Source organism: Streptomyces sp. NRRL B-3229 (assembly GCF_000719505.1).
Taxonomy (GTDB): Bacteria; Actinomycetota; Actinomycetes; order Streptomycetales; family Streptomycetaceae; genus Streptomyces; species Streptomyces griseorubiginosus.
The window spans coordinates 1-18099 of record NZ_JOGP01000032.1; the positions used below are offsets into that span (position 1 = coordinate 1).

Consider the following 18099-nt stretch of genomic DNA (forward strand, 5'->3'; position numbering starts at 1 on the left):
CCCCTTCTGCTCCCCCCGCCCCTTCTGCTCCCCCCTCACATCACCGCACCACCGTCCACGTGTCCCCCGACACCATGCCGTACCTCCTCGACCACTGCTTCTTCCCGCAGCGCCCCGGCTGGCCCGACGTGGCCGACCGCTGGCCCGTCGTGCCGGCGACGACGATCGTCCACCACATGATGGAGACGGCGGAGCGGGCCGCCCCCGGCAAGCGGGCGGTCGCCGTGCACGGGGCCCGCTTCGACCAGTGGCTGACGGCCACCCCGCCGGTCGACGTACCGGTCACGGTGACCGGCGACGGCCCGGGGCGTCTCGCGGTCACGTTCGGCCCCGGCGCCCGTGCCGTGGTCGAAGTCGCCGACCGCCACCCCACCCAACGCCCTCCCCGCCGGCGTACGGACCCCACGTCCGAACGCGCCCCCGACCACACCGCCGCCCAGCTCTACACCGAACGCTGGATGTTCCACGGCCCGCTGTTCCAGGGCGTCACCGAACTCACCGCCATCGGCGAGCGGCACGTGCGCGGCGTGATCACCACGCCTCCCGCGCCGGGCGCCCTGCTCGACAACGTCGGGCAGATCCTCGGCTACTGGATCATGGCGACACGTCCCGAGCGGTCCGTCGTCTTCCCGGTCCAGATACGGGAACTGCGGTTCTACGGTCCTCACCCGCGCCCCGGTACGGAGGTGGAGTGCCTGGTGAGCGTCACCTCGCTCACCGACGCGGTACTCGAGGCCGACGTACAGCTGACCGTCCACGGCGAGGTGTGGGCGGAGCTCACCGGCTGGCGGGACCGCCGCTTCGACAACGACCCGCGGATCCGGGCCGCCGGGCGCTTCCCGGAACGCAACCTGCTCTCCGAGGCCCGCCCCGGCGGCTGGTCGCTCGTGCACGAGCGGTGGCCCGACCTCGCCTCACGCGAGCTGATCATGCGCAACCTGCTGAGCGGCGCGGAACGCGCGGAGTACGCCGCGCACGCCCCGCGCGGCCGTCGGCAGTGGCTGCTCGGCCGGATCGCGGTCAAGGACGCCGTACGGCGGTGGCTGTGGGACCACGGCGAGGGGCCGGTCTTCCCGGCGGAGATCCGGGTCCGCAACGACGAGTCGGGCCGCCCCCGCGTCACCGGTCTGCACGGCCGCACGCTGCCTGCGCTGGACGTGTCGCTGGCCCACCGGGCCGAGGCCGGGGTCGCGATCGTACGGCCGCGCACCACCGGCCCCGGACCGGGACCGGGCATCGACATCGAGGAGGTCGCCGAGCGCGACGCCGCCACGCTCAGCACCGCCCTGGGAGGAGGCGAACTCGCGCTGTTGCGCGAGCGGTCCGCCGTCACGGGAGAGCCCGAGGCCCTGTGGTTCACCCGGTTCTGGGCCGCCAAGGAGGCGGTCGTGAAGGCGGAGGGCACGGGATTCGGCGGCCGGCCACGGGACTTCGCGGTCGTCGAAGTGGCCGACGGGGATCGGCTGCTGGTCCTGGGACGCCTGAAGCGCGTGTACAGCGTGCGCCACACGCGCACCGGCAATCCCCCCGGCCTGCCCGACAGGGACTACATCGTGGCCTGGACGACCGGCTCGACGCACGAAGAGGAGACGTACGACCGATGACCCCGACCCCCCACCTGCCGACCGCCACGGACGAGGACGCGGTCCTCGCCGCCATCACCGGCATGCTCGCCGGGCTGCTGGAGGACGAATACGGCCTCGACGACGTCGAGATCGGCATGGCGACCACCTTCAACCGCGACCTAGAGCTGGAGAGCATCGACCTGGTGACACTCGCGGGCCTGCTGCACGAGCGCTACGGCGAACACGTCAACCTCGCCGAGTTCCTGGCCGGCATGGAGCTCGACGAGATCATCCAGCTCACTGTCGGCCGGCTCGTGGAGCACGTTGTGCGGAGCCTGAAGGCAGCGGAGGCGTGCTGAACCATGGCACTGATCGAGACTGCTGAACTCCGGTTGAACGTAGAGCGGATGGGCCACCGGGACGGCCGCCCGGCCACCGGGACGGTCGTCCTTGTCCACGGGCTGCTCACCGACAGCCTGGCCAGCTACTACTTCACCGTCGCCCCGCGGTTCGCCGCGGCCGGACTCGACGTCGTCATGTACGACCTGCGGGGCCACGGCCGCAGCGGACGCCCGGCGAGCGGCTACACCCTGGACCACCACATCGACGACCTGGAGGCCCTGCTCGCCCGGCTGGAGATCACCGGCCCGGTCCACCTCGTCGGCAACTCCTTCGGCGGCACGATCGCCTTCGGCTACGCCGCTCGCCGCCCGGACCGGGCGGCGAGCGTCACCCTGATCGAGTCGGAACCGGCCACCGCGACCTGGGCGCCGAAACTCGGCGGCATTCTGCACCGGGTGATGCACGAGCTGGCGTACAACGAGGCCGACGCGCTCGCCTGGATCACCGCCCACCGCAGCCACAACACCGCCCGCCTCGCCAAGGGCGCGGCCCGCCTGGCCCGGGAGACCACGCTCGCCCGCGACATCCCGGCCAGCCGGGTGCTGACGGAGGACGAGATCCGCTCCGTGGGCTGCCCGGTGCTCGGCCTGTACGGCGGCGACTCCGACCTGGCCGAACTGGCCCCGTGGCTCCGGTCGCTGCTGCCCGACTGCCGGACGGTGGTGCTGCCGGGGCACGAGCACTCCGTGCTGGTGGAGGCGCCGGGGACGGTCGGTGACCACGTCCTGGCCCTCGTCGGAGCGGCCGACGCGGAGGGCGTGGCCGGGGTGGCGGCCCGGTGAGCCGATTCCTGTTCGTCGTACCGCCGTTGGTCGGGCACATCAACCCGGCGGCCGGCGTGGCGGCCGAACTCGCCGCCCGCGGCCACGAGTCGGCCTGGGCCTGCGCCGATCCGACACTCGTCCGGCGGCTGGCCGGGTCGGCAGCCGTGGTGTTCCCGTGCGCGGGGCCGGTGCCGAGGGACGGCGTACGTCCGCCGGACCTGAGAGGGCCGGAAGCCATGAAGTTCCTCTGGCAGCACTTCCTGGTACCGCTGGCCGAGGACATGGCCCTCGGTGTACGGGACGCGGTCGAGGAGTTCGGGCCCGACGCCGTGGTCGCCGACCAACAGGCCCTCGCCGGCGGGCTGGTGGCCGAGCGGCTGGGTGTGCCCTGGGCCACCTCGGCCACCACTTCGGCCGAGTTCACCGACGTCCTGGCCCGGATGCCGAAGATCGCGGTCTGGCTGGACGACCAGCTGCACGGCCTGCGGGCCCGGATCGGCGACCCGGCGGGCACCGCCGACCCGCGCTTCTCCCCCCACCTGGTCCTCGTCTTCACCACTCCGGAGTTCGTGGGACCGGACGCCCGGCAGGAGCCCCGGATCCGCTATGTGGGCCCCTCGATCACGGAGCGGCCCGGCGGGTCCGACTTCCCCTGGGACTGGCTCGACACCTCCCGCTCCACCGTCCTCGTGACGCTCGGCACCGCCAACACCGACATCGGCGCCCGCTTCCTCAGCGAGTGCCTGGCCGCGGTGCGCGAACGGACCGACCGGCTTCAGGCGGTGATCACGGACCCCGGGTGCGTCCTCGGCCCGCCCCTCCAGGACAAGAGCGTCCTGGTCCTTCCCTCCGTCCCCCAACTCCAGCTTCTGGAAAGGGCGGACGCCGTCGTCTGCCACGCCGGTCACAACACCGTGTGCGAGTCCCTCTGGCATGGCGTCCCCCTCGTCGTGGCCCCCATCCGTGACGACCAGCCGGTCGTGGCCGGACAGGTGACCGACGCGGGAGCGGGCGTCCGGGTCAGGTTCGGCCGAGTCACCGCCGGACGGCTGGGCGCCGCCCTGGACGCCGCACTGTACGAGCCCACCCATCGCGTGGCGGCCGACCGGATCCGTACGGCGTTCCGCGCAGCCGGCGGCAGCGCGGCGGCCGCCACCCACCTGGAGCGACTGGCTCGCGGTGCGCTCCCTCCGGAGAACCAATGAACAACGAACCCGAAACTGACCACGCGCCGCCGTCCCCCAGCCGCGCCGAACAGGTCGACGCACTGCGGCCCGTCTACCGTGCCGACCTCGCCGAAGGCCTGAGCCGCTTCTTCGAACCGCGGCGCGACGCCTGCCCGTGGTGCGACTCGCCCCGGCTGACGACCCGGCTGCGGACCACGGACCTCATCCAGCACAAGCCCGGCCGCTTCGTCCTCGACCGGTGCGAGGACTGCCGCCACGTCTTCCAGAACCCGCGGCTCAGCGAGGCCGGCCTGGAGTTCTACTACCGGGACTTCTACGACGGCCTGGGGGAGAAGCAGCGCGGCGACACCTTCGCGCGCCGCACGAGGATGTACGTGCGACGTGCCGAATCCCTGCTCCCCTTCGCCTCCGCCCCCGAGAACTGGCTGGACGTCGGCACCGGCCACGGTCACTTCTGCGCGGCAGCCAGGACCGTTTTCCCGCACACGATCTTCGACGGGCTGGACTTCACCGACGGAGCCGAACTCGCCGAACGGGCCTGCCGCGTGGAACGCGGCTACCGCGGCAGCTTTCCCGACCTGGCACCGGAGCTCTCGGGCCGCTACGAGGTCGTCAGCATGTTCCACTACCTGGAGCACAGCACCGCCCCGGACCGTGAACTGCGGGCCGCGCACCGGGTGATCCGCCCCGGCGGCCACCTGCTGATCGAGGTCCCGGACCCCGAGAGCGGCTACGCCCGCCTCCTGGGCCGCTGGTGGCTGCCCTGGCTGCAACCGCAGCATCTGCACCTCGTCCCGGTGGAGAACCTGCGGCGCAGACTACGGAACCTCGGCTTCACGGTGGTGGCCGAACAGCACGCCGACCCGCACGACCCCGTCGACCTCCTGGCGGCCGTCTGGCTGGCCCTGGACGCGGTCGCCCCGGGCGAGGACCTGCCCTGGCGGCCGGCCCCGCCGACGGCCCTGCGCCGCGCCCTGCGCGCCATCACACAGACCGCCGGTATCCCGGCCCTGCTCCTGGCCGCCCTGCTCGACCGCTGCGTCGTCAAGCCCGTGGCCCGGCCCCTCGGCCTGTCCAACGCCTACCGGTTGGTGGCCCGCCGGGAGTGAGCTGCGTGACGCCGCCGGCCCCGTACCGGGGCCGGCGGCGTCCGTTTCGGAAGGCGCGTCAGAAGACGCGTCCGACATCCTGGCGGACGATGGTCGCCATGCTGTGCTCGGCGAGTGCGGCGATCGTGAAGGACGGGTTGCAGGCGCCCGTCGAGCCGGGAATGCGGGCGCCGTCCAGCACGTAGAGGCCCTTGTGGCCGAGGACGCGGCCGTAGAGGTCGAGGGCTTCGCCCATGGGTACGCCGCCCAGGGGATGCCAGGTGGAGGGCGCGGTGGCGTTGGTGTCCACCATGAGGCCGCCGCCTGCCAGCGCGATGGCCTCCATGCGGGCCGCGATCAGTGCCTGGAGCACGGTGTCCCCGGTGACCGGCCAGGTCAGCACCGCGTCGTCCTTGTCCGCGTCGTAGGCCCAGGTGCCCACGCCGTCGACGATGCCGTAGCCGACGACGGTGACGACGGTGACACCGGGGGCCGGGGCGGGCGAGCCCGCGTGGATGAGGGTGTACGGAATGGGACTGCCGGAGTCGGTGGCGCCGATGCACGCCGGGCCGCCCTGACGGGTGCCGGCGTCGCCGTTGGGGTTGAGCCAGGCCCAGATCCGGTCGCCGTTGTTGCCCCACTTGGTCCCGATGGCGTCCGGCAGGTCGGGAACCAGGCCCTTGGCACGCGACTTGACCAGTAGCCGGGTGGTGCCGGGCGAGCCCGCGTTGAGGAACACCGCGTCGGCGGTGACGCGGATCCGCTCCTGGACGGCGCCGCCGGTGTCGATGCGGTCGACAGACAGCACCCAGCGCTTGTTCGCGTCCATCGCGAGGTCCTGGACGACGTGCAGGGGCGCCACCTCCACCAGGCCGGTCAGCTCGGCCTGCGCGAGATAGGTGACGTCGATGGAGTGCTTGCCGCCGTTGTTCACCCCGAAGGCGACGTCGCTCGTGGTGTACGTCGGGGTGTACTGGCCGGTCAACTCGCCGCGGGCGTAACGCCAGTCGATGGGCAGGGGCACCTTGAACGGCGTCAGGCCCACCTTGGGCAGGACGTCCCGGAAGAGCCGGGAGGACTTGTAGGAGTCGGAGGCCAGCAGGTCGTCGGGGATGGGGGAGACGCCCAGCATGCGGGAGACCGTCGGGTACGCCACCCGGTCCAGCTCGTCGTAGAAGTCGGCGGCCCTGGGGATGGAGCGCGTGAAGTTCTCCTTCGTCGGCTGCAGGGTCATCCCGTGGTAGGTGATCGAGCCCCCGCCGACCGCCGCGCCGACGTTGGCGGTCATGCCGTTGCCCTCGACGGCCTCGATGACACCGGTGTACGGCGTCCAGGTCTTGTCGACGCCGGGGACGATGGAGTGGTCGGTGAGCCAGGCCGAGCGGTTGTCCATGTTCGCGAAGCGGCAGAACGTGGTCGCGTTGGGGCCGGTGACCCAGCGCCGTCCGCGCTCCAGGACCAGGCTGGGCACCCCGGCCTGCGCCAGCCGGAGCGCGGTCACGCCGCCGCCGAAGCCGGTGCCCACGACGACGGCCCTGACCCGCCGCTCGGTCACGGCAGCTCTGGTGCCGGCTGTCGCCGTTCGGGCCGTACCGACAGCGCCCAGCGCGGCGGCGCCCAGAGCGGCGGTCGTACCGAGCACCCGGCGACGGCTGATGCCGGAGGGGGAAGGCGGAACGGAGGAGGAGGCATTCCGGGACATGGGGGACTCCCGTCGGGGGGTGGGCCGTTCGTGGAACACGGGCCCAACAAGGGCCGGCAGTGAAAGGGGAGAAGCGATCTCACCCGGGCGAAGCGACGTGCGTGCTTGACGCGTGCATGCTTCTGCGACGAGGCGCCACGGTAGCAGCTCGTGTCGCGGTGCGCCATAAAGTCGCACCATGCCATGAAGTGAGCGCAACACAGCGACGAAGAAGCGCACTTCGCCCCACGTCACTGGCAACCGCGCACAAGCTCGTTAGGGTTGACGCGGATGTGTGGAGGTGGGGACACATGGTCGCGGAAGCCCCCGGCCGCGCGGGCCGGCCGCCGCTCACGGAGCGGCGCCGGGAGATGACGCGCGGGGAGATCGCCGAGGAGGCGCTCAGGCTCTTCGTCACCCAGGGCGTGGCGGCCACCACGGCGGAGGACATCGCCGTGGCCGCCGGCATCTCCACCCGCACGCTGTGGCGTTACTTCCGCTCTAAGGAGGAGTGCGTACGTCCGCTGCTCGCCGCGGGCATCGAGCTGGCGACCGAGTGCCTGCGGGCCCACCGGAGAAAGGACGGCTCGCTCGCCGACGTGACCGTGGGCGTCGACGGGTCCGACGCGCTCTCCGCGCGGCCCGTGGAGGCGCTGCGGGACCTCGTACGCCTGAGCCGGGACGAACCCGGACTGCGCGCCGTCTGGCTGGACGCCCACTTCGACGCCGAAGCCGGGTTCGCCCGGCTGATCGCCGAGGACACCGGCCGGTCCGAGCAGGACCTCGCCGTACGCGTGGAGGCGGGCATGCTGAACGCGGCGCTGCGCATCGCCGTGGAGGACTGGGCCCTGCGCGCCGACCGGCCGTCCGGCCCCTCCCTGGGGGCAACCCTGACCCACGCCCTGCACATGGTGGCCGAGTCCTCGGCGGCCTCCGCTCGCACCTGGCTCTCCTAGAGCCGGGCGGACCGCCCCCGAGCCGCTTCAGGCGAGACCGCGCCGCATGGCGTCGGCGACGAGTTCGCCGACGAGGACGGCGGTCGCCGCCGGGCCGCGCGACGGGGCCGTGGGCAGGATCGACGTGTCCGCGACCCGCAGACCGCGGATCCCGTGCACCCTGCCGTAGTGGTCGACGGCCGCCCGGCAATCGTCGGCCGGGCCCAGCGGGACCGTGCCGCAGGTGTGCTGGGACGTGCCGAGCCGGGCGCGGATCCACCGGTCGAGCAGACGGTCGTCGTCCAGCACCCGGGGCCCGGGTTCCACGAGCCCGGCGGACACCTCACCGAACGCCCTGGTGGCGAGGAGTGCCGCGGTGGCCCGCACCGCCTCGCGCAGGCGTCGCCGGTCCGCGCCGCTCGACAGATATCCGTAGTCGATGTCCGGGGGCGTGGCCCGATCGGCGGACCGGGTCCGCAGCCGGCCCGTCAGGCGCGGGGACTGGTCGGAGACCAGGAACACGTGGGGCGCGCCGGGGACGGTCACCGTTCCGCCGAGCAGCCCGGGCAGGGGGACGAGCGACTGGAGTATCTCCAGGTCGCCCGGGTTCCCGCCGTCGGACGACGCCAGGTGCAGGACGCCGCCGAGCCAGGTGCCGACGGCTTCCGGCAGGGGGCGGCGCGGCACCCACTCCACGGCCACCTGGGGGTGGTCGCCGAATCGGGCACCGACGGCGGGCGCGTCCCTGACGACGGGTAGGCCGAGCCGTTCCAGGTCGGAGCGCGGCCCGATGCCCGACAGGTGCAGCAGATGGGGCGAGCCGAACGCCCCGGCACAGAGCACGACTTCACCGGCCGCAACGCTGACGGGGTGGCCTTCACGCTCGACGATCACCCCGGTCGCCCGGCCGCCCTCGACGACGATCCGGCTGACCGTACTGCCACCCACCACCCGCAGGTTGGGGCGCCCGAGCGCGGCCAGGAGGTAGCAGACACCGGTGTTGAGGCGCACTCCGTCCACCGTGTTGGACGGCACCGGGCCGAACCCGGGCGCGCAGGGGGCGTTCTTGTCGGGCTCCTCGGGAAAGCCGAGTTGGCTCGCGGCAGCCCGGAACGCGGCCGTGGCGGGGTGGCACAGACCGGTGCGGCGCACTGGCATCGGCCCGTCGCCGCCGTGCAGTTCGTCGGTGCCGTAGTCGAGATCGGTCTCCAGGGCCCGCAGGAACGGCAGCACCCGTTCGTACGACCAGGCGGCACCGCCCGCGTCCGACCAGCGGCCGAAGTCCTCGTGCCGGGCTCTCACGAAGTACCCGCCGTTGACCGTGGTCGAGCCGCCGAGGAAGCGGCCACGGGGGACGGTGTAGGCCCGCTGCGCAGTGAGGCGTACCGGGTATGCCTGGACGGCGAGATGGCCGGGCCGCGCCCCGGGCACCAGCCGTGCGTCCAGCAACTCGGATGCGAAGGCGGCGAGTTGCTCCGGCACCGGACCCGACTCCAGAACCATCACGGTACGGCCGGGGTCCTCGCTGAGCCGTGCCGCGAGCACGGCGCCGCTGCCTCCGGCACCCACGACGACGACATCGGGGCGGCTCGGCAGCTCCATGAGCAGCGATCCAACGCACGGCGAGGAGCGACCGCACGTCCGCGTTCCGGTGAACGGGACCGGTGCTTCGGTTTCGGCCCGCGGTGTCATTACGGTCGGGCGAACCGATGACGCCGAGGGAGTGCCGTATGACCGAACCCTGCACGGTTCCCGCCGACGAGCCCGAGGCCGCCGTACCGGAGGAGTCACTGATCGAGGCCGACGACCTCATCGAGGAGATCTCCATCGACGGCATGTGCGGCGTCTACTAGGCGGGACCCCATGACAGACCTCGACCGCCCCTGGGACGTGCACCCGCAGGTCTCGGTGCGTCCGGAACCCTTCGGCGCGCTGCTCTACCACTTCGGCACCCGCAGGCTCACCTTCCTCAAGGACCGCCGTCTGCTCGCGGTCGTCCAGTCCCTCGCCCACGCGCCCACGGCCCGCGCCGCCTGCCAGTCCGCCGGCGTGGAGGAGAGCGAACTGCCGCGCTACGGGCGGGCGCTGGCCGCGCTCGCCGAGTCGTCGATGCTCGTCGGGAGGGCCTCATGACCACCACGTCACGGCTGGTCGATCACTTCGAGCACGGGCTCGACGCGCCGATCTGCCTCACCTGGGAACTGACCTACGCTTGCAACCTGGCCTGCGCCCACTGCCTGTCCAGCTCCGGCCGCCGTGACCCCCGCGAACTGTGCACCGCGCAGGCCGAGACCGTCATCGACGAACTGGAGGCCATGCAGGTCTTCTACGTCAACATCGGCGGCGGCGAACCCACCGTCCGCGCTGACTTCTGGGACCTCCTGGAGTACGCCACCGGCCACCACGTCGGCGTCAAGTTCTCCACCAACGGCGTCCGGATCACCCCGCGGGCCGCCGAACGGCTGGCCCGCAACGACTACGTGGACGTCCAGATCTCTCTCGACGGCGCCACCGCCGACGTCAACGACGCAGTGCGCGGGACCGGTTCGTACGCCACGGCGGTGCGGGCGATGGAACACCTGAGCGCCGCCGGAGTGAAGAACTTCAAGCTCTCCGTCGTCTGCACCCGCCACAACATCCCGCAACTGGACGCACTCAAGGCGCTGGCCGACCGCCACGGGGCCCAGCTGCGGTTGACCCGGCTGCGCCCTTCCGGGCGAGCCACCGACGTCTGGGACGACCTGCATCCGACGGCCGCGCAACAACGCGTCCTGTACGACTGGCTGTTGGCGCACGGCGAGCAGGTGCTGACCGGGGACTCCTTCTTCCACCTGTCGGCCTACGGGGAGGCGCTGCCCGGCCTCAACCTCTGCGGTGCCGGACGCGTCGTCTGCCTGATCGACCCGGTCGGCGACGTCTACGCGTGCCCGTTCGCCCTCCACGAGGAGTTCCTCGCCGGGAACGTCCGCGACCTCGGCGGCTTCACGGGCGTATGGCGTGCCTCGGGGCTGTTCCGGCGGCTGCGCAGCCCGCAGCACGCGGGTGCCTGCGGTTCCTGCGGCTTCTACGACGCCTGCAAGGGCGGCTGCATGGCGGCGAAGTTCTTCACCGGGCTGCCGTTGGACGGCCCCGACCCGGAATGCGTCCAGGGGCACGGCGAGAAGCGGCTCGCCGGAGGCCCGCAGCCTCGCCCCCGGCCCACCGTGGACCATTCCCGGCGTCCGGGCCCGGTCGACCTGGTGCTCACGCGCCGTGCGGAGGGGTGAGACGGATGCGCCGGAACCCTTGGTTCGAGTCGGTGGCCGAGGCGCAGCGCCGGGCCAGGAAGCGGCTGCCGAGCACGGTCTACGGCGCGCTCGTCGCGGGCTCGGAACGCGGTCGCACCATCGACGACAACATCGCGGCCTTCGCCGAACTGGGCTTCGCCCCACGGGTCGTCGGCCATCACGCGGAACGTGACCTGTCCACGACGGTGCTGGGCGTGCCGACAGCTCTGCCCGTGCTCATCTCCCCGACCGGGGTGCAGGCGGTGGACCCGGACGGCGAGGTGGCCGTGGCGCGTGCCGCTGCGGCGCGGGGCGTCATCATGGGGCTCAGCTCGTTCGCGAGCAAACCGGTGGAAGAGGTCGTCGCCGCCCAGACGGACACCTTCTTCCAGCTGTACTGGAGCGGCACCCGTGAGTCGATGGTGCAGCGCATGGACCGGGCCAGGCAGGCCGGTGCCAAGGCCCTGATCGTCACCCTCGACTGGTCCTTCTCCCACGGCCGCGACTGGGGGAGTCCGGCCATCCCCGAGCGCCTCGACTGGCGGACGGCCCTGCGGTTCGCCCCCGACGTGCTGCCCCGCCCCGGATGGCTGTGGAAGTACGCGCGGTCCGGCCGCGCCCCCGACCTCACGGTGCCCAACATGCGGCCCCCCGGCGGCGAGGCGCCCGGCTTCTTCGGGGCCTACGGCGAATGGATGCGGACCGCGCCGCCGACGTGGGAGGACATCGCGTGGCTGCGCAAGGAGTGGGGCGGGCCCTTCCTCCTGAAGGGCGTGACCCGGGTGGACGACGCCGAGCGGGCGGTCGACGCCGGGGTGTCGGGCCTGTCGGTGTCCAACCACGGGGGCAACAACCTGGACACCACCCCGGCCGCGGTCCGCCTGCTGCCGGCGATCGCGGCAGCGGTCGGCCACGAGGTGGAGGTCCTCATGGACGGCGGCGTACGACGAGGGGGCGACGTGGCCAAGGCCCTCGCGCTCGGCGCCCGGGCCGTGTTGATCGGCCGTGCCCCTCTGTGGGGTCTGGCGGCGAACGGGCAGGCGGGCGTGGAGAACGTGCTGGACATCCTGCGCGGCGGACTCGACTCCGCCGTCCGCGGACTCGGCCACTCCTGCGTGCGCGAGCTGTGCCCGGACGACCTGGTGATACCGGCGGGGTTCGCTCTGGCACTGGGCGTCGGCACGTCGGCCGAGGCGGCGGCTGACCGGCCGTCGGCGGTCTGACCATGGCACCGGACGATCCGCTCCCCCCGGCCGGCGGCCAACTGGCGCACACCGCCTGGCCGGACGTCCCCGGCGGTGCCCTGGTCCTCGTCCCGATCGGGTCCACCGAGCAGCACGGGCCGCATCTGCCGCTCGACACCGACACGGTGATCGCCGGAGCGGTGGCCCGGGCGGCGGCCGACACACTGGCCTCGTGGCCGGGTGTCCCGCCGCTGGTGGCACCGGCGCTCGCCTACGGTGCCAGCGGTGAGCACGCCGGCTTTCCCGGCACCGTCTCGATCGGACACGAGGCCCTGGACGCGGTGCTGGTGGAGCTGGCGCGCTCCCTGGCGCTGTGGGCGGGGCGGGTCGTCTTCGTCACCGGTCACGGCGGCAACCTCCCCACCCTGGAACGGGCCGTCGCCCATCTGCGCGAGGAGGGCCACGACGTCGCCTGGGCCGGCTGCGAGGTGCCCGGGGCAGACGCGCACGCCGGCCGCACGGAGACGTCGGTGATGCTGCACCTCGCCCGAGAGAGCGTGCGGCTCGACGCGGCCGTCGCGGGCGACACGCGCCCGCTGGCCTCCCTGATGCCTCAGCTGATGGCCCGTGGCGTGCGCGCGCTCTCTCCGTCCGGTGTACTGGGTGACCCGACCGGGGCGACGGCCGAGGAGGGGCGGCGGATCCTGGACACGATGGTGTCGGCCGTCGTGCGCCGGATCGCCGCGGGCGCCGCGCTGTGCGCGTCGTCTGCGGCGCCGTCGGGGCTGGTCGCGCCCGCGAGGCGGAGCCGCGTGTGTCACAGCCCCGCGCCCCCGGCGGGCGATGCCGTGGACGCGGGGAAAGCGGACGCAGGAACACAGGGACCCCGCCGATGACCTTGCCCGTCGGCTTTGTCGTCGAACTCGACCGGCACACCAGGGCCGTTGACGGCGGTCGGGCGCTCGTCGGGGGCTTTCCGACCCGGCTGATCCGGCTCACCCCGCGAGCCCGGCGGCTGCTCGCCGGGCGGCGGATCGCCGTACGGGACGCGGCGAGCGCGCTGCTGGCGGACCGGCTGCTCGAACTCGGCATGGCCAATCCCGTCGTCAGCGCGCTCCCCGCGCAGCCCCACCCGCCGTACAGCGTCGTCGTGCCGGTCCGTGACCGGCCGCGTCAACTCGACCGGCTGCTCGGCAGTGTCGGGACGGGCCACCCGGTGATCGTGGTCGACGACGCCTCGCGCCGTCCGGCGGCGGTCGCCGCCGTCGCCGCCCTGCACGGGGCCCGGCTCGTCACCCTGCCCGTCAACGCCGGGCCGGCCGCTGCCCGCAACGCCGGGCTACGGCACGTCACCACCCCGTTCGCGGTCTTCACCGACTCCGACGTCGTCCTCCACCCCGACACCGTCCCGACCCTGCTCCGGCACTTCGCCGACCCGCGGGTCGCCCTGGCCGTACCCCGCATCACCGGACTGCCGGGCCCGGCGGACGGCTGGATCGGACGGTACGAGAACGCCCGCTCCTCCCTGGACCTCGGCCACCACCCGGCCGCCGTCCGCCCGGGCAGTCCCGTCTCCTGGGCCTCCACGGCCTGCGCCGTGGCCAGGGTCGACGCCCTGACGGACGGCTTCGACGGGAGCCTGCGGGTGGGGGAGGACGTCGACCTGTGCTGGCGGTTGATCAAGCAGGGACACCGGGTGCGCTACGAGCCGTCCGCGCGGGCGGCGCACGAACACCGGGCGCGCCTCGACGACTGGTTCCTGCGCAAGCTCGTGTACGGCACCGGGGCGCAGCCGCTCGCCGAGCGGCATCCCGAGTTCATCGCGCCGGCCGAGCTCGCCCCGTGGAGCGCGGCGTTCCTCGCGGCGCTGCTCGCCCAGCGCCGCTGGTCGCTGCCCGTCGCCGGGGCCGTCGCCGGGGCGACCGCGTTGCGGATCGCCCGCAAGCTCGACGGCACCAGCCATCCCCACCGACTGGCTCTGCGACTCACGGCGATCGGAGCCGTCGGCGCGCTCGGCCAGGCCTCCGCCCTGCTGACCCGGCACTGGTGGCCGCTCACCGCACTCGCCTGCACGGCTTCCCGCCGGGCACGCCGGGCCGCGGCCGTCGCCGCCCTCGCCGACCTCACCCTCGAACACCGCCGCGACCGCGCCGGCCTCGACCCCGTCCGCTACGGCGTCGCCCGGCGTCTCGACGACCTCGCGTACGGGACCGGTGTCTGGCTCTCCGCCGCCAAGGGCCGTTCCACGGCGGCTCTACGACCCAGGATCGTCCGCTGAGGCTTCCGTCCCGGTCAGCGGAAAGCACCCAGCGGGCGGCGGGATCCGGTCCGGACACTGAGAGCATCCTGCCGCCGGGACGCGGCAGACGCGAGGTACCAGTCAGCAGGAGGTGTGCGTCGTGGCGCATGAAGTGGTCGAACGTGTCGGGAGGCTCGGGGCCGAGATCGCCGCGCTCGCGGACGAGAACGAGTCCCTCGGCAAGTTGAGCGACAAGACCGTCGGACTGCTCCGCTCGGCCGGGGTGATCCGCCTGCTCCAGCCCAAGGAGTTCGGCGGCTACGGCGCACACCCCCGGGACTACGCGGAAGCGGTGATGGCGGTCGCCCGTCACGACGGGGCCGCGGGATGGGTGTGCGGCGTCGTCGGCGTGCACCCGTGGGAGCTGGCCCAGATGGATGCCCGCCTCGCGCAGGAGGTCTGGGGCGACGACCCGGACACCTGGATCGCGTCGCCCTACATGCCGGGCGGTGTCGCCGACCCCGTGGACGGCGGATACGTCCTCAGCGGACGGTGGCCCTTCTCCTCGGGGTGCGACCACGGCAGCTGGGACTTCCTCGGCGCGCTCCTCGGAGACGGCAAGGGCAGGCCGGCGGGCCCGATCAGCGTGCTGCACGTCGTGCTGCCCCGCGCGGACTACGAGATCATCGACGGCACCTGGGACGTGATCGGTCTCGCGGGTACCGGCAGCAAGGACGTCGTCGTGAACGGGGCGTTCATTCCCGAGTACCGCACCATCAGGCAGGACACGGTCATGGAGGGGACCGCCGCCAAGCCGGTCGGGGTCACCGACCCCTTGTACAAGCTGCCGTTCAGCGCCATGTTCCCGCTCGGCATCACCGCCGCAGTCATCGGCATCTGCGAGGGCGCGCTGGCCGTCCACCTCGACCAGCAGCGCGACCGGGTCGCCGTGACCGGAGTCCAGGTGCGCGACGACCCGTACGTGCTGTACTCCGCCGGCGAGGCCGCGGCGGAGATCGCCGCCTCACGCGTCCAACTTCTCGACGGCATCAGCAGGTTGTACGACCAGGTGGAGTCCGGCAAGCCGGTCACCGTCGAGGACCGGGCCAACGTCCGCCGCAATCAGGTGCGTTGCGCGTGGCGGGCCGTCTCCGCCGTGGACGAGATCTTCGCGCGGTCCGGCGGGAACGCCATCCGGCGCGGCAACCCGCTCCAGCGGTACTGGCGGGACGCGCACGTCGGTCTCCAGCACATGATCCACGTGCCCGGGACCGCGTATCACGCCAACGCCCTCGCGCAGATGGGACTTGAACTGCCCGAGGCGATGCGGGTGCTGATATGAGCGAGAGCGGAACCCGCCACCGCACGGCGGCGGACGGGATCGACGGGCGGCGGTTCCGCGACGTGCTGGGCCACTTCCCCACCAGCGTGGTCGCGATCACCACCACCGACGCCGAAGCCTGTCCGCAGGGGTTGATCGTGGGCACCTTTGCGTCCGTGTCGTTGGACCCGCCGCTGGTGTCCTTCCTGGTCAACCACTCTTCGTCGACCCTGCGCAGCATCCGTGACGCGGGCCGGTTCTGCGCCAACGCGCTTGCCGGCAACCAGGAGCGGCTCTCCCGGAAGATGGCGACGGGAGGAGACCGGTTCGAAGGCGTCGGCTGGACTGCCTCCCCCCTCGGAAATCCGGTCCTCGACGGAATCGTCGCGTGGGTCGACTGCACCGTGGAGAACACCGTCGAGATCGGAGATCACTTCCTGGTGGTGGGCCGTGTCAGGGATCTCCGCATCGAATCGATGAGAACCCCTTTGCTCTTCTTCAGGGGCGGCTACGGAGATTACCTCTCGAGTTCCATGCTCGTGCTGGACCGTCTGATCGGTGGTTGAGGAGATCCGTTGATGGAACAAAGCCTGCGCATCAGACTGGAACGCATCTCGGCATGGGGCGGATTCATCCTGCTGGCCGGATTCGCCGCCGCGTTCGCGGTCGGCGGACTCATGCCGCCGCTGAGCCCGACGAGCAGCCGGCAGGAGGTCGTCGAGTTCCTGACCGGCCACCGCACGGGGATTCTCACCTGTGTCGTGCTGATGGTGCTGGTCCTCCCGTTCGAGTACCCCTTCGTCATTGTGACCAGCCTCCAGCTCCGCCGGATCGAGGGCGGCTGGGGTCTGCTGTCCATGACCCAGCTCACCACCGGCGTCGTCGCGCCGATCGGCTTCTTCTTCCCGCTCGCGATACTCTCCGCCGCGGCCTATCGTCCCGAGAGCCATTCCGGCGACGTCCTGCTGGCGATGAGCGACATCTTCTGGCTCATGTACGTCGGCAACGCCTGCATCTACGTTCTCCAGGTCTGGACGATCGGACTGGGATCATTCGTCGACCGGCGCCGGCCGCCGCTCTTCCCTCGCTGGTTCGGATACCTCAACTTTGCGGGCGGGGTGCTGCTCATTCCGGGAGCCTTCGTCTACCTCAACAAGACCGGACCGCTGGCCTGGAACGGACTCCTCGCCTACGGAATCCCCGCGACGGCGTACTTCGTACTGAAAATCGCCACGCCTCTCGTGCTGCTGCGGGCCATCAAGGCCGAGGAGGCGGACCTCGCGGAGACGACGGGAACACCGGAAGCACCACAGGTGGATCTCGCCCAGGAAACGACGTCATGATGCCGTCACGTGTCGAACGCGGATCGCCTTGAATCACCGGTGCGGCGCGCGGCCGGGGCCTCGGGCGCGCCGTGCGGTTGGCTCGGGGAGGGCGCCGGCATCGGAGGACCTCGACGAAACGGCGCCCTTGTTGCAGAGGGAATGCCAGCGCATCGTCGCGGCGCGGGCGAGATGTCCACCGAGGCCTGGCAGGGGAGGACATGCTCTTCCTCGCCTCCCAGTCCTAATACCCGAGGACGCCCACCACATCACCGGTGTGACGTTGCCGATCGACGCGGGCACCCTGCTCAAGTGATCAGCCGCTGACACCGGGCCCTGCCGCCTACCGCGGCCCGAACCGCTGTCCCGCGTCCAGCCGCAGGCACTGCCCGTTCAGCATCGGGTTGTCGACGATGGCCAGGGCGAGTTTCGCGTACTCCTCCGGGCGCCCCAGGCGCCGGGGGAACGCGGCGTCCTTCACCAGCGCGGCCCGCGACTCGGAGGAGATCCGCTCGGTCGCGCCCGTCTCGAACAGACTGGGCGCGATGGCGAGCACGCGGATGCCGAGGGAGCCGAGGTCACGTGCCATGGTGAGGCACATGCCGGCGATGGCGGCCTTGGCGGCCGTGTAGGCGACCTGGCCCACCTGTCCCTCGAACGCTGCGATGGACGAGGTGTTGACGATGACTCCTCGTTCGCCTGTGCCGTCGGGTTCGTTGCGGCTCATGTGCGCGGCGGCGAGCCGGCTGATGTTGAAGGTCGCGACGGCGTTGAGATCGAGCACCTGACGGAAGGCGTCCAGATCGTGCGGGCCGTTGCGGCCGAGCGTGCGCTGCACGGTGCCGCCGCCCGCGGTGGTGATCGAGACGTGCAGGGCGCCCAGCGACTGCACGGCGGCGGCCAGCGCGCTCTCCGTGGCTTCGAAGTCGGTCACGTCGACGGGATGGAAGCTTCCGCCGAGCGCGGCGGCGACCTCCGCTCCGGCCGACTCCAGGCGGTCCAGTACGGCGATGTGGGCGCCCCCGGCCGCCAGCAGCTGCGCGCTGGCCCGCCCCATCCCGGAGGCACCGCCCACCAGCACGGCCTTCTTGCCCTTGATCTCCATCGGACACCTTTCCTTGTGCCGCTTGTGCCGCTTGTGCCGC

At 72.3% G+C, this 18099-nt stretch carries 18 protein-coding genes; 15 read left to right on the plus strand and 3 right to left on the minus strand.

The genetic code is table 11. The features are described 5' to 3' along the window. The 5 genes from IF54_RS0135180 to IF54_RS0135200 form a co-directional block, all read left to right on the plus strand. Window positions 1-1604 (plus strand): 4'-phosphopantetheinyl transferase superfamily protein (locus IF54_RS0135180; RefSeq protein WP_037821041.1); only part of this gene is annotated, 1604 nt, incomplete at its 5' end. Beyond that, complete coding sequence (locus IF54_RS0135185) at window positions 1601-1924, plus strand: acyl carrier protein (protein ID WP_030326336.1); 324 nt, start codon at window positions 1601-1603, stop codon at window positions 1922-1924. The genes IF54_RS0135180 and IF54_RS0135185, both read left to right, overlap by 4 nt. A 3-nt stretch (window positions 1925-1927) precedes the next feature. Next, complete coding sequence (locus tag IF54_RS0135190; RefSeq protein ID WP_030326338.1) at window positions 1928-2749, plus strand: alpha/beta fold hydrolase; 822 nt, start codon at window positions 1928-1930, stop codon at window positions 2747-2749. Continuing rightward, the gene (locus IF54_RS0135195) at window positions 2746-3936 is read left to right on the plus strand and encodes a glycosyltransferase (protein WP_030326340.1); all 1191 of its coding nucleotides are present in this window, start codon (window positions 2746-2748) and stop codon (window positions 3934-3936) included. The genes IF54_RS0135190 and IF54_RS0135195 overlap by 4 nt, the downstream gene beginning before the upstream one ends. Beyond that, window positions 3933-5027 carry a class I SAM-dependent methyltransferase gene (locus IF54_RS0135200; protein WP_030326342.1) on the plus strand — a complete coding sequence of 365 codons (1095 nt, stop codon included), beginning with the start codon at window positions 3933-3935 and terminating at the stop codon, window positions 5025-5027. Before IF54_RS0135195 ends, IF54_RS0135200 begins: the two co-directional genes overlap by 4 nt. A gap of 58 nt (window positions 5028-5085) precedes the next feature. Here IF54_RS0135200 and IF54_RS0135205 read toward each other — a convergent pair whose 3' ends face one another. Continuing rightward, window positions 5086-6708 carry a GMC oxidoreductase gene (locus tag IF54_RS0135205; RefSeq protein ID WP_030326344.1) on the minus strand — a complete coding sequence of 541 codons (1623 nt, stop codon included), beginning with the start codon at window positions 6706-6708 and terminating at the stop codon, window positions 5086-5088. Between the two features lie 290 nt (window positions 6709-6998). Here IF54_RS0135205 and IF54_RS0135210 point away from each other — a divergent pair, with 290 nt between their 5' ends. Continuing rightward, entirely contained in the window at window positions 6999-7643 is a 645-nt protein-coding gene (locus IF54_RS0135210) for a TetR/AcrR family transcriptional regulator (RefSeq protein WP_030326346.1), read from the plus strand. 27 nt (window positions 7644-7670) lie between these two features. On the opposite strand, the gene mftG is transcribed toward IF54_RS0135210, so the two are convergent. Next, window positions 7671-9224: a mycofactocin system GMC family oxidoreductase MftG gene (gene mftG / locus IF54_RS0135215; RefSeq protein WP_030326348.1), complete on the minus strand. Its 1554-nt coding sequence runs from the start codon at window positions 9222-9224 to the stop codon at window positions 7671-7673. A 128-nt stretch (window positions 9225-9352) separates the two neighbouring features. Here mftG and mftA point away from each other — a divergent pair, with 128 nt between their 5' ends. The 9 genes from mftA (at window position 9353) to IF54_RS0135260 (ending at window position 16975) form a co-directional block, all read left to right on the plus strand. Then, window positions 9353-9475, plus strand: coding sequence for a mycofactocin precursor MftA (gene mftA, locus IF54_RS40805; RefSeq protein ID WP_030326350.1), 123 nt, complete (start codon window positions 9353-9355; stop codon window positions 9473-9475). Window positions 9476-9485: 10 nt separating this feature from the next. Further along, on the plus strand, window positions 9486-9755 hold the full coding sequence (mftB, locus tag IF54_RS0135225; RefSeq protein WP_030326352.1) for a mycofactocin biosynthesis chaperone MftB: 270 nt from the start codon (window positions 9486-9488) through the stop codon (window positions 9753-9755). Next, entirely contained in the window at window positions 9752-10888 is a 1137-nt protein-coding gene (gene mftC, locus IF54_RS0135230) for a mycofactocin radical SAM maturase (protein ID WP_037821039.1), read from the plus strand. The genes mftB and mftC overlap by 4 nt, the downstream gene beginning before the upstream one ends. 5 nt (window positions 10889-10893) lie before the next feature. Continuing rightward, the gene (gene mftD / locus IF54_RS0135235) at window positions 10894-12111 is read left to right on the plus strand and encodes a pre-mycofactocin synthase MftD (protein WP_030326354.1); all 1218 of its coding nucleotides are present in this window, start codon (window positions 10894-10896) and stop codon (window positions 12109-12111) included. A gap of 2 nt (window positions 12112-12113) precedes the next feature. Continuing rightward, complete coding sequence (mftE, locus tag IF54_RS0135240; protein ID WP_078852218.1) at window positions 12114-12968, plus strand: mycofactocin biosynthesis peptidyl-dipeptidase MftE; 855 nt, start codon at window positions 12114-12116, stop codon at window positions 12966-12968. Next, entirely contained in the window at window positions 12965-14350 is a 1386-nt protein-coding gene (mftF, locus tag IF54_RS0135245; RefSeq protein ID WP_030326356.1) for a mycofactocin biosynthesis glycosyltransferase MftF, read from the plus strand. The genes mftE and mftF overlap by 4 nt, the downstream gene beginning before the upstream one ends. 121 nt (window positions 14351-14471) lie before the next feature. Then, entirely contained in the window at window positions 14472-15653 is a 1182-nt protein-coding gene (locus IF54_RS0135250) for an acyl-CoA dehydrogenase family protein (protein WP_030326360.1), read from the plus strand. Beyond that, window positions 15650-16198 (plus strand): flavin reductase family protein, encoded by a 549-nt coding sequence (locus tag IF54_RS0135255; RefSeq protein WP_030326361.1) that lies wholly within the window; start codon window positions 15650-15652, stop codon window positions 16196-16198. Before IF54_RS0135250 ends, IF54_RS0135255 begins: the two co-directional genes overlap by 4 nt. A 12-nt stretch (window positions 16199-16210) precedes the next feature. Continuing rightward, a complete protein-coding gene (locus IF54_RS0135260; RefSeq protein ID WP_078852219.1) occupies window positions 16211-16975 on the plus strand; it encodes a hypothetical protein in 765 nt (254 codons plus the stop codon). Between the two features lie 322 nt (window positions 16976-17297). Here the strand turns inward: IF54_RS0135260 and IF54_RS0135265 are convergent, their stop codons facing one another. After that, window positions 17298-18059, minus strand: a complete 762-nt coding sequence (locus IF54_RS0135265; RefSeq protein ID WP_030326363.1) for an SDR family NAD(P)-dependent oxidoreductase — start codon at window positions 18057-18059, stop codon at window positions 17298-17300. Window positions 18060-18099 lie beyond the last annotated feature (40 nt).